The organism is Thiobacillus sp. (assembly GCF_024708915.1).
The window spans coordinates 1-10,004 of sequence record NZ_JANJXQ010000191.1; the positions used below are offsets into that span (position 1 = coordinate 1).

11 protein-coding genes are annotated in these 10,004 nt (G+C 66.9%); all 11 read right to left on the reverse strand.

Annotated features, from left to right (window positions below; genetic code table 11):
- The coding region (locus tag Q0L94_RS13140) for a TatD family hydrolase (RefSeq protein WP_296753888.1) at positions 1-734 on the reverse strand (734 nt) is incomplete at its 3' end.
- A 6-nt stretch (positions 735-740) separates the two neighbouring features.
- Positions 741-1,406 (reverse strand): Bax inhibitor-1/YccA family protein, encoded by a 666-nt coding sequence (locus Q0L94_RS13145; RefSeq protein WP_296753890.1) that lies wholly within the window; start codon positions 1,404-1,406, stop codon positions 741-743.
- A gap of 346 nt (positions 1,407-1,752) precedes the next feature.
- Positions 1,753-2,511, reverse strand: coding sequence for a slipin family protein (locus Q0L94_RS13150; protein WP_296753891.1), 759 nt, complete (start codon positions 2,509-2,511; stop codon positions 1,753-1,755).
- A 2-nt stretch (positions 2,512-2,513) separates the two neighbouring features.
- Complete coding sequence (locus Q0L94_RS13155) at positions 2,514-3,884, reverse strand: nodulation protein NfeD (protein ID WP_296753893.1); 1,371 nt, start codon at positions 3,882-3,884, stop codon at positions 2,514-2,516.
- Between the two features lie 164 nt (positions 3,885-4,048).
- On the reverse strand, positions 4,049-4,726 hold the full coding sequence (locus Q0L94_RS13160) for an OmpA family protein (RefSeq protein WP_296753895.1): 678 nt from the start codon (positions 4,724-4,726) through the stop codon (positions 4,049-4,051).
- Positions 4,727-4,822: 96 nt separating this feature from the next.
- A complete protein-coding gene (locus tag Q0L94_RS13165) occupies positions 4,823-5,158 on the reverse strand; it encodes a Na+/H+ antiporter subunit G (protein ID WP_296753896.1) in 336 nt (111 codons plus the stop codon).
- 9 nt (positions 5,159-5,167) lie between these two features.
- Positions 5,168-5,437 carry a K+/H+ antiporter subunit F gene (locus tag Q0L94_RS13170; RefSeq protein WP_296753897.1) on the reverse strand — a complete coding sequence of 90 codons (270 nt, stop codon included), beginning with the start codon at positions 5,435-5,437 and terminating at the stop codon, positions 5,168-5,170.
- Positions 5,431-5,922 carry a Na+/H+ antiporter subunit E gene (locus tag Q0L94_RS13175; protein WP_296753899.1) on the reverse strand — a complete coding sequence of 164 codons (492 nt, stop codon included), beginning with the start codon at positions 5,920-5,922 and terminating at the stop codon, positions 5,431-5,433. The genes Q0L94_RS13170 and Q0L94_RS13175 overlap by 7 nt, the downstream gene beginning before the upstream one ends.
- Complete coding sequence (locus Q0L94_RS13180) at positions 5,919-7,433, reverse strand: monovalent cation/H+ antiporter subunit D (protein WP_296753900.1); 1,515 nt, start codon at positions 7,431-7,433, stop codon at positions 5,919-5,921. Before Q0L94_RS13180 ends, Q0L94_RS13175 begins: the two co-directional genes overlap by 4 nt.
- A complete protein-coding gene (locus Q0L94_RS13185; RefSeq protein ID WP_296753902.1) occupies positions 7,430-7,774 on the reverse strand; it encodes a Na+/H+ antiporter subunit C in 345 nt (114 codons plus the stop codon). Before Q0L94_RS13185 ends, Q0L94_RS13180 begins: the two co-directional genes overlap by 4 nt.
- Positions 7,774-10,004: monovalent cation/H+ antiporter subunit A (locus tag Q0L94_RS13190; protein WP_296753904.1), on the reverse strand; the 2,231-nt coding region annotated here is incomplete at its 5' end. The genes Q0L94_RS13190 and Q0L94_RS13185, both read right to left, overlap by 1 nt.

The window sequence follows — 10,004 nt, forward strand, 5'->3', positions numbered from 1 at the left end:
CCGCGCAGCTCGGCCAGGGTCTGCGCGATGCGCGGCAATTCCCCCGGCGCGTTGCGGCCGCGGCCGATCCATACCGGCGGGATGTCGGGGCTGTCGGTTTCCAGCACGATGGCGTCGAGCGGCAGGTCGACCGCCAGCCGCCGCAGATTGTTGGCGCGCGGCCAGGTGAAGGCGCCGCCGAAGCCGAGCTTGAACCCCAGCTTGATGAAGGCGTCCGCCTGCTGCGGGCTGCCGTTGAAAGCGTGGGCGATGCCGCCGCGCACACGGATTCTGCGCAGGTGTTTCAATAATTGATCGTTGGCCTTGCGGCAGTGCAGCAGCACCGGCAGGTCGTATTCCTGCGCGATCTTCAACTGCTCGACGTAGAAAAATTCCTGGGTGGCGTAGTCGAGATCGCGGACGAACAAATCGAGCCCGATTTCGCCCACCGCCGCCGGCCGCTGCGCCGCGATCTGCGCGCGCAGGTCGGCGAGGTGCGCGGCGCGGTGCACGTGGAGATACATCGGGTGCAGCCCCCACGCCGGCAGGCAGCCCGGATAGCGTGCGCAGGCGGCGGCGACCGCGGCAAAGTTGTCGCGGCTGATGGCGGGAACGATCTGGATGGCCACCCCGGCGGCAACGGCGCGCGCGTACTCGGCGTCGCGGTCGGCATCGAACTCGGCGGCGTCGAGATGGCAGTGGGTGTCGATAAAAAACGGCGCCTTTGAAGACGCCGTTTCGCTTGCCAATGACATCGACGATCAGTCGTTGCTGGCGAAGCCCAGCAGATGCAGCAGGCTGGTGAACAGGTTGAAGATCGACACGAACAGGGTGACGGTGGCCATGATGTAGTTGGTTTCGCCGCCGTGGATGATGTTGCTGGTCTCGTACAGGATGAGGCCGGACATCAGCAGCACGAACATCGCGGAGACCGCCAGCGACAGGCCGGGCATCTCGAAGAAGATGGCGCCCAGACCGGCGAGGAAGGCCACCAGGATGCCGACCACGAGGAAGCCGCCCATGAAGCTGAAGTCCTTGCGGGTGGTCATCACGTAGGCCGACAGGCCGAGGAAGATCGCTGCGGTGCCGCCCATCGCCATCATCACCACCTGGCTGCCGTTCGGCAGCGCGAGATAGGCGTTGAGGATCGGCCCGAGGGTGTAGCCCATGAAGCCGGTCAGCGCGAACACGAAGGCGATGCCGAGGCCGCTGTCGCGGAACTTGGTGGTGAGGAACAGCAGGCCGAAGTAGCCGACCAGGGTGATGATGAGGCCGGGGTGCGGCAGGTTCAGCGCCATCGACAGGCCGGCGGTGAGCGCGGAAAACGCCAGCGTCATCGACAGCAGCATGTAGGTATTCCTGACGACCTTGTTGGTCGACGAGACGGCAGACTGGCTGCGGCCCAGGGTGGTGACTTGCGGGTTCATTTAAGCTCCTCTAATGAATGGCAGAACAGTGTCCCTGTACAGAGTGGTTTCGCGCGGCACAGGTTCCCGAATGCGTTCGGGATCAAGGGGGAGGATACCGTGATGCGGGCCGGCGTGCCACCCGCACCTTGCGGGCGCTGTGGTTTTATTGATTCGGCCAGATGAAGTTTGAAGTGGCATCAAGGTTCAGCTTGCCCGGATTGTGTGTGGGAGCGAAGGAGGCCGAATCAATAACCATTAAAACCAGCGTTCTATTGAGACGGGCCAGCGAACCGTTCAAAGCAGGATGCCGCGAGAAATACCGTGCGGGTTCAAACATCGTCGGGCCGGATCAATAGGGGGGCGGTCATTCGCCAGACTTCCGGTCGCGCATCAGCAGATTCATCAGTTCGCCCGGCATCGGGAAGACGATGGTGTTGGACTTGTCGCCGGCGATGTTGGAGAGCGTCTGCAGATAGCGAAGTTGCATCGCCTGCGGCTTGCCGGCGAGGATTTCGGCGGCGGCCAGCAGCTTCTCCGAGGCCTGCAGCTCGCCCTCGGCATGGATCACCTTGGCGCGCCGCTCGCGCTCGGCCTCGGCCTGCTTGGCGATGGCGCGCACCATCGACTCGTCGATGTCGACGTGCTTGATCTCGACGTTGGACACCTTGATGCCCCAGGCGTCGGTCTGCGCGTCCAGCAACTGCTGCAGATCCTGGTTGAGGCGCTCGCGTTCGGCCAGCATCTCGTCGAGCTCGTGCTTGCCCAGTACCGCACGCAGCGTGGTCTGCGCCAGCTGGCTGGTGGCATTGAGGAAATCCTCCACCTGCAGGATGGCCTTGGCCGGGTCGATGACGCGGAAATACACCACCGCGTTGACCTTGACCGAGACGTTGTCGCGCGAGATCACATCCTGGCTGGGCACGTCGAACACCATGGTGCGCAGGTCGACGCGCACCATCTGCTGGATGCCGGGGATGATGATCACCAGCCCCGGACCCTTCACCTTCCAGAAGCGGCCGAGCAGGAACACCACGCCGCGTTCGTACTCGCGCAGGATGCGCAGGCTGGAGGCCAGCAGCGCGATGATGAACAGCGCAAGGGTCAAACCGCCGAATTCGAACATGATCATTCTCCTTGCCAGGGTTCCACGTCGAGTACCAGGTCGTGCCGGGCGCGCACCCGGACCGGGGTGCCGCGCTGGATCGGCACGCCGCTGCGTACGCGCCAGAGTTCGCCATGCACGCGCGCCCAGCCTTCGCGTTCGATGTCTTCCAGGGCTTCGCCGCTGGCGCCGAGCATCTCTTCGGCACCGGTCACCACCGGCCGGTGGCGCGCGCGCAGCGCCATGCCGGCGACGAAAAAGCTGAACAGTGCGCTGACGGCGGCGACCGGGACGATCAAGGTCCAGGGCAGGCCGTAGCCGGGCAGGTCGGTGTCGATCAGCATCACCGAGCCGATGACGAACGCAATGAGTCCGCCCAGGCCGAGCGCGCCGAAGCTGGGCACGAAGGCTTCCGCGGTCATCAGGGCGATACCCAGCAGCATCAGCGCCAGCCCGGCGTAACTGATCGGCAGGACCTGCAATGCAAACAGCGCCAGCAGCAGGCAGATGCCGCCGACCACGCCGGGAAGCAGCATGCCCGGGTTGGCAAACTCGTAGAGCAGGCCATAGATGCCCAGCAGCATCAGGATGTAGGCGATGCCGGGATCGCCGATCACCGCCAGCAGACGGCTGCGCCAGTCGGGCTGGATACGTTCGACGACGGCATTCGCGGTGTCGAGGGTGACGCTCTGGCCGTCCATCTTGATGACGCGGCCGTCCACCTGCCTCAGCAGATCGCCGAGGTCGGCCGCCATCAGGTCGATCACCTTCAATTCCAGCGCTTCGGTCGCCGGCAGGCTCACCGCCTCGCGCACCGCGCGCTCGGCCCAGTCCACGTTGCGGCCGCGCAGTTCGGCCAGCCCGCGGATGTAGGCGGCGGCGTCGTGCACCGCCTTGCGCATCCTGGGGTCGCCCGGTGCGGCATCGGCCGGCTTGGCTGCCCCAGGCTGGCTCGATCCGGGTTTGTCCGGTGCGGCCGGTTTGTCGCTGCTGCCGGGGGCGAGCTCGACCGGCGTCGCTGCGCCCAGATTGGTCGCTGGCGCCATCGCCGCGATGTGGCTGGCATACAGGATGTAGGTGCCGGCGCTGGCAGCACGCGCGCCCTGCGGCGAGACATAGGTAGCGACCGGCACCGGCGAGGCGAGGATGGCTTTGATGATGTCGCGCATCGAGGTGTCGAGCCCGCCCGGCGTGTCCATCTCGATCACGACCAGATGCGCCTTGTCCTCGGCGGCCTTGGCCATGCCGCGTAGCAGGTAATCGGCGCTGGCCGGGCTGATCGCGCCCTGCACCGTCAGCACCCGCACCGTCGCCGCGCTGGCCGGGACGGCCAGCGTCAGTGTCAGGCAGGCAAACAGGATGAGGCGGGACAGGAAGCGCAGCAGGTCGGCCATGGCTTCACTTTAGACCGAAAAAATGATCCTGCCGCGGGTGCGAAACTTGAAAAGGCTTGTCCGCGAAGGACGCGAAGGCAGACGAAGCCCCCCGGCAAAGGGTTTTTCTTCGTCTGCCTTCGCGTCCTTCGCGGAAGAAAAGGATTTTTGGTGGCTGGCGTCGCTTAGTTCGCGAGCACCGGCAGGATCCACAACTCGACCCGGCGGTTGAGCGTGCGTCCGGCTTCGGTGCCGTTGTCGGCACGCGGTTCGGTTTCCCCCTTGCCGTAGGATTCAAGACGCAGCGGGTTGACGTTCTGGCCGGCGAAGTAATCCAGCACCGACTGTGCGCGCTTCTCCGACAGGGTCTGGTTGTAGGCGTCCGTTCCGACGCTGTCGGTGTGGCCGATCACGGTCACCGTGGTTTTGCCATACTGGTTCAGTACCCGGGCGATCTTGTTCAGCGTGGGCGTATAACCCGGTTTCAGTACTGCGGAATTGGTATCGAATCCCGTACTGGAGGTCATGCTGACCAGCACGGCATTGTCGCTGGCGCGCTTCTCGACGCTGACTTCGCCGCGCTGGATCTCCGGCTGCAACTGCTTCATCAGGTCCTGTGCCTGTTTGTCCATGTAATAGCCCACGCCGGCGCCGGTCAAGCCGCCGCCGACCGCGCCGATCAGCGCGCCCTTGCCACGGTTCTTGTGGTTGATGATCGCGCCCAGCGCAGCGCCGCTCGCGGTGCCGATGATCGCGCCCTTTTGGGTCTTGCTCAGGTCACGGCGGTCGCCGAGGTCGTTGGTTGCACAGGCGGAGAGCAGAAAGGCGGCAGACAGCGGCAGGGCAATGAGGTGTTTACGCATGGTGGTCCTTTGGTTGGGTGGATCAAATTGTGAAATGAACTGCGGTCGTGCAATCGAGGGTTTGAGTGCTTTCAACCCGAAGGTTCCGGGCCGATTTTAGGTCGGGTCCGTCGGAGTGTCGACTTCCTGTGCTGGCATCGGCGCGAGCGATTTCACCTGGATATGCAGTGCCGCCTTGGCCAGCAGGTGCGCGGAGACGGGCGCGGTCATGAACAGGAACAGGGTCACCAGCACTTCGTGCAGGCTCAGGTCGCCGTCGGCGCTGGAATGGATAGCCGAGGCGATCAACAGACAGCCCACACCCAGCGTGGTGGCCTTGGTGGGGCCGTGCAGGCGGGTGTAGAAGTCGCGCAGGCGGGCGAGGCCGAGTGAGCCGACGAAGGTGAAGATCGCGCCGGTGAGGATGAGGACGGACAGCAGGATGTCGAGCATGGCGTGTCCTTATTCGATGATGTCGCCGCGCAACAGGTATTTGCACAGCGCGACGGTGCCGACGAAGCCCATCATCGCGATTAGTAGCGCGGCTTCGAAATAGATCGGGTTGCCGAGGTCGATGCCGAGCAGCACCAGCAGTGCGACGGTGTTCACGTACAGCGTGTCGAGGCCGAGGATGCGGTCGGGCGCGTCGGGGCCGACGATCAGCCGGAAAAAACTGAACAGGAAGGCGAATGCGATCAGCGCGTAGGCGATCGGGATGACGGTATTCAGCATGATTCGAAAATCGCCTTCAGCGGCGCCTCGTAACGGTGCTTGATTTCCTTCACCATCGCCGCCGCGTCCCCGGTGTCGAGGCTGTGGACGGTGAGGGTGCGGCGGTCCTCGCTCAGCAGTGCCGACACGGTGCCGGGCGTGAGCGAAATGGTGTTGGCCAGCAGGCTGATCGCAAGATCGCTCGTCAGTTCCAGCGGCACGACGATGAAGGCCGGGCGCAGGCTGGACGGGCGGCCGAGGATCAGCCGCGCCACGCGGAAACTGCCGGCCACGATGTCGTACATGACCACGGCGAGATAGCGCAGCAGCATCGGGACATTGCGGATGCATACCGGCTGCGGCCACAGCGAGACGGTGGCGAAAGGAATCAGCCAGCCCAGCAGCAGGCCCAGCACGATGTGGCCGGCGCTGAAGGTGTTGACCAGCAGCAGCCACAGGATGGCGAGCGTCAGCGTCAGCAGCGGATGCGGCAGGATGCGCGTCATGGACGCGCTCCCAGCACGGCGTCAATGTAGGCCTGCGGGTGCAGCAGTTGCGCGGCGGTGGCCGTCGCGTAATCGGAGACGGGGCCGGCCCAGATCGCCATGCCGAGCCCGAGCAACAGCAGGCCGGCGGCGGGCAGCCAATCGGCCGCGCGCAGCGCGGGCAGGCTCTCGGTAGTGGAGTGGGTGCGGTAGAACAGCAGACTGCCGCTGCGCGCCAGTGCGATCACGCCGACCAGGCCGGCGACGAGCACCACGCTCCACAGCCATTCCAGCCAGGGCGAGCCGAGCGCGGCACGCAGCAGCATGAACTTGCCGAGAAAGCCCGACAGCGGCGGCAGCCCGGCCAGCGCGATCGCGGCGACGAAGAACAGGCCGCCGAGGACAGCGGCGCCGGGTATCGCCGGGCCAGCTTCGAAGCGGTCGGCGCGCTCGCCGCGCGCGCGCGTGATCGGGTCGGCGAGCAGGAAGATGGCCGCAGCGGCGAGCGTGGTGTGCGGCAGGTAGTAGAGGCCGGCCGCAATGCCGTCGACGCTGTCGAGCGCGAAGGCGGCGAGCAGGGTGCCGACCGAGGCGATCACCAGGTAGGCGATCTGCTGGCGCAGCGCGGTGGCGGCGACCGCGCCGAGCATGCCGACGGCCAGCGTGACGAGTGCGAGCGGCATCAGCCAGCCGGCGAGCAGGTTCGCCACTGCGCCGGCGTCGGCGCCGAACATCAGGCTGTAGACGCGCAGGATGCTGTAGGCGCCGACCTTGGTCATGATCGCGAACAGCGCCGCCACCGGGGCGCTGGTGTGGGCATAGGCGGCGGGCAGCCACAGGTGCAGCGGCAACAGCGCCGCCTTCAGCGCGAACACGCCGAACAGCAGCAGGCCGGCCGCCTCGACCAGCGCCAGGTTCCCGGGGACGGTGCGCGCCAGCTTCACCGCGAGGTCGGCCATGTTGAGCGTGCCGACGACGCCGTACAGCGTGCCGACGGCGAACAGGAACAGCGTCGAGCCGACCAGGTTGATCACCACGAAATGCAGCCCGGCCTTGACGCGCAGGCGGCCGCCGCCATGCAGCAGCAGGCCGTAAGAGGCGAGCAGCAGGATCTCGAAAAACACGAACAGGTTGAACAGGTCGCCGGTGAGGAAGGCGCCGTTCAGGCCGAACAGCTGCAGCTGGTACAGCACGTGGAAGTGGCGGCCTTTGACATCGTCGCCGCGCAGCGCGTGCAGCAGCGCGAACAGCGCCACCAGCGCGGTAGCCATCAGCATCCAGGCGGCGAGGCGGTCGGCGACCAGCACGATGCCGAAGGGCGCGTCCCAGTTGCCGAGCCTGTAGACGAGCTGGCTGCCGTTGGCGGCGCTCGCCAATAGTGCAAACGCCAGCGGCACCAGCGCCGCCGCCGCGGCGAGGCTGATGCCGCGCTGCAACGCGAGCGGCGCGTTGCGCAGCATCAGCAGCACGATGCCGGCGAGAAGCGGCAGCAGCACCGGCAGGATGGGCAGATGCATGGCCAGGCCGTTCATCGCGGCGCGTCCTCTTCTTCGCTGTGCAGACCGTCGACATGGTCGTTGCCGAGCTCGGCGCGCGCCTTCAGCGCGAGCACGATGACGAACGCGGTCATGCCGAAGCCGATGACGATGGCGGTGAGCACCAGCGCCTGCGGCAGCGGGTCGGTGTAGGCGGCGGCATCCGCGATCACCGGCGGCACGCCGATGGCCAGCCGCCCCATGACGAACAGGAACAGGTTGACCGCGTAGGACAGGAAGGTGAGGCCGAGCACCACCGGGAAGGTCTGGCCGCGCAATGCGAGGAACACGCCGCTGGCGGTGAGCACGCCGATGACGAGGGCGATGAGCGCTTCCATCAGCGATGAGCTTTTCGCGTAATGCGGCTGTCGGGCAGCGCGCCGAGGTTGACCAGGATCAGCAGGGTGGCGCCGACGACGACGAGGAAGACGCCGAGGTCGAATGCCATCGCCGAGGCGAGTTCGAATTCGCCGATCAGCGGCCAGTGCAGGTGGCCGAAGGTCGAGGTGAGGAAGGGATACTCGAACGCCCAGCTCGCCAGCCCGGTCAGGGTGGCGAGCGCGAGCCCCGCCGCGATCACCGGCTGGGTGGCGCCGGACAGCCGTTCGCGCATCCACGCGCTGCCGTGGGCGAGATACTGCACGATCAGCGCCACCGCCGTCACCAGACCGGCGATGAAGCCGCCGCCCGGCTGATTGTGGCCGCGCAGCAGGATGAACACCGCCACCAGCAGCGCCAGCGGCAGCAGCAGCTGGGTGAGCGTGGCCATGATCACGGGGTAGGGGTCGCGGTTCCAGGCGCGCCCGGCGGCATCCGTGTCGGGCGCATCGAGGCGCAGGTTCTCCAGCAGGGCGTAGATACCGAGGCCGGCCAGCGCCAGCACGGTGATTTCGCCCAGGGTGTCGTAGCCGCGGAAGTCGACCAGGATGACGTTGACCACGTTGCTGCCGCCGCCGCCCGGCACGCTGTTGTCGATGAAGTAGCCGGCGATGGTGTCGTACGGCCGCGTCAGCACCGCCCACGCCAAGAGCGCGGTGCCGCCGCCTGCGGCCAGTGCGATCGCGCCGTCGCGCCAGATGCGTCCGCGGTCGCGTTCGCGCGCTGTATGCTGCGGCAGGAAATACAGCGCCAGCAGCAGCAGGACGATGGTGACGATCTCCACCGACAGCTGGGTCAGCGCGAGGTCGGGGGCGGAGAATTTGACGAAGGCGAGCGATACCACCAGCCCGACCGCGCCGAGGGTGATCAGTGCGACGAGGCGCTGGCGGTGCAGGCGCACGGTGGCGAGCGAGGCGGCGATCAGGGTGGCGCCGGCCAGCAGGCTGACCGGGTCGAGCGGCAGGCCGGCGCGGCTGCCGGCGAGCGGCGTGCCGCCGTCGAGCCACGGCGTGAAGCCGAGCACCAGCGCGGCCGCCAGAAACAGGAATACCTGCCGCTGCAGCGAGCCGCTGTCGAGGCGGCGGGTGGCCCATCCCGACAGCGCAAACAGGGCGTCGAGCAGCGCGTTGTAGACCGCCCGTGCGTCGAGGCGGCCGAGGCTGCGTTCGTGCAGCGCGAACAGCGGGCGGCGCAGCGCGTAGATCGCCGCGCCGCCGGCCAGCGCGATCAGGCTCATCGCCAGCGCCTGGTTGAAGCCGTGCCACAGCGCCAGACGGTATTCCGGCAGCGGCGCCTGCAGCGTATCCGCCGCTGCCACCGCCAGCAGCGGCGCGACGGTGAGCGCCGGTGCGATGCCGACCACCAGGCACAGCACCACCAGGATTTCTACCGGCAGCTTCATCCAGCGTGGCGGCTCGCGAGGCGTGCGCGGCAGATCCACCGGTTCGCCGTTGAAGAATACGTCGTGGATGAAGCGGATCGAGTAGGCCACCGCCAGCGCGCCAGCCAGCGTCGCCAGCGCGGGCAGCAGCCAGCCGCCGACGAGGCTTCCGGAAATGTGCGCCGCCTCGGCAAAGAACATTTCCTTGGAGAGAAAACCGTTCAGCAGCGGTACCCCGGCCATCGCCGCGGCGGCCACCATCGCCAGCGTCGCGGTGTAGGGCATGAATTTCCACAGGCCGTTCAAGCGCCGCATGTCGCGGGTGCCGGCCTCGTGGTCGATGATGCCGGCGGCCATGAACAGCGAAGCCTTGAAAATGGCGTGGTTGACGATGTGGAACACCCCGGCGACGGCCGCGAGCGGGGTCGACAGGCCGAACAGGAGGGTGATCAGGCCGAGATGGCTGATGGTCGAATAGGCCAGCAGGCCCTTGAGGTCGTGCTTGAACAGCGCGGCATAGGCGCCGAGCAGCAGCGTCGCCAGTCCCGCGCCGGAGACCAGCCAGAACCATTCCGGCGTGCCGGACAGCGCCGGATACAGCCGCGCCAGCAGGAATACGCCGGCCTTCACCATGGTTGCCGAATGCAGGTAGGCCGACACCGGCGTGGGCGCCGCCATCGCGTGCGGCAACCAGAAATGGAAGGGGAACTGCGCCGACTTGGTGAACGCGCCGAGCAGGATCAGCAGCAGCGTCGGCACGTAGAGCGGATGGCCGCGGATCAGGTCGCCGGCGGCGAACACGTCGGACA

What these genes read in the sequence shown, in the direction of transcription:
- Q0L94_RS13145 (WP_296753890.1), bottom strand. Translation starts at nt 1,406, where the DNA reads ATGAACCCGCAAGTCACCACCCTGGGCCGCAGCCAGTCTGCCGTCTCG.
- Q0L94_RS13150 (WP_296753891.1), bottom strand. Translation starts at nt 2,511, where the DNA reads ATGTTCGAATTCGGCGGTTTGACCCTTGCGCTGTTCATCATCGCGCTG.
- Q0L94_RS13155 (WP_296753893.1), bottom strand. Translation starts at nt 3,884, where the DNA reads ATGGCCGACCTGCTGCGCTTCCTGTCCCGCCTCATCCTGTTTGCCTGC.
- Q0L94_RS13160 (WP_296753895.1), bottom strand. Translation starts at nt 4,726, where the DNA reads ATGCGTAAACACCTCATTGCCCTGCCGCTGTCTGCCGCCTTTCTGCTC.
- Q0L94_RS13165 (WP_296753896.1), bottom strand. Translation starts at nt 5,158, where the DNA reads ATGCTCGACATCCTGCTGTCCGTCCTCATCCTCACCGGCGCGATCTTC.
- Q0L94_RS13170 (WP_296753897.1), bottom strand. Translation starts at nt 5,437, where the DNA reads ATGCTGAATACCGTCATCCCGATCGCCTACGCGCTGATCGCATTCGCC.
- Q0L94_RS13175 (WP_296753899.1), bottom strand. Translation starts at nt 5,922, where the DNA reads ATGACGCGCATCCTGCCGCATCCGCTGCTGACGCTGACGCTCGCCATC.
- Q0L94_RS13180 (WP_296753900.1), bottom strand. Translation starts at nt 7,433, where the DNA reads ATGAACGGCCTGGCCATGCATCTGCCCATCCTGCCGGTGCTGCTGCCG.
- Q0L94_RS13185 (WP_296753902.1), bottom strand. Translation starts at nt 7,774, where the DNA reads ATGGAAGCGCTCATCGCCCTCGTCATCGGCGTGCTCACCGCCAGCGGC.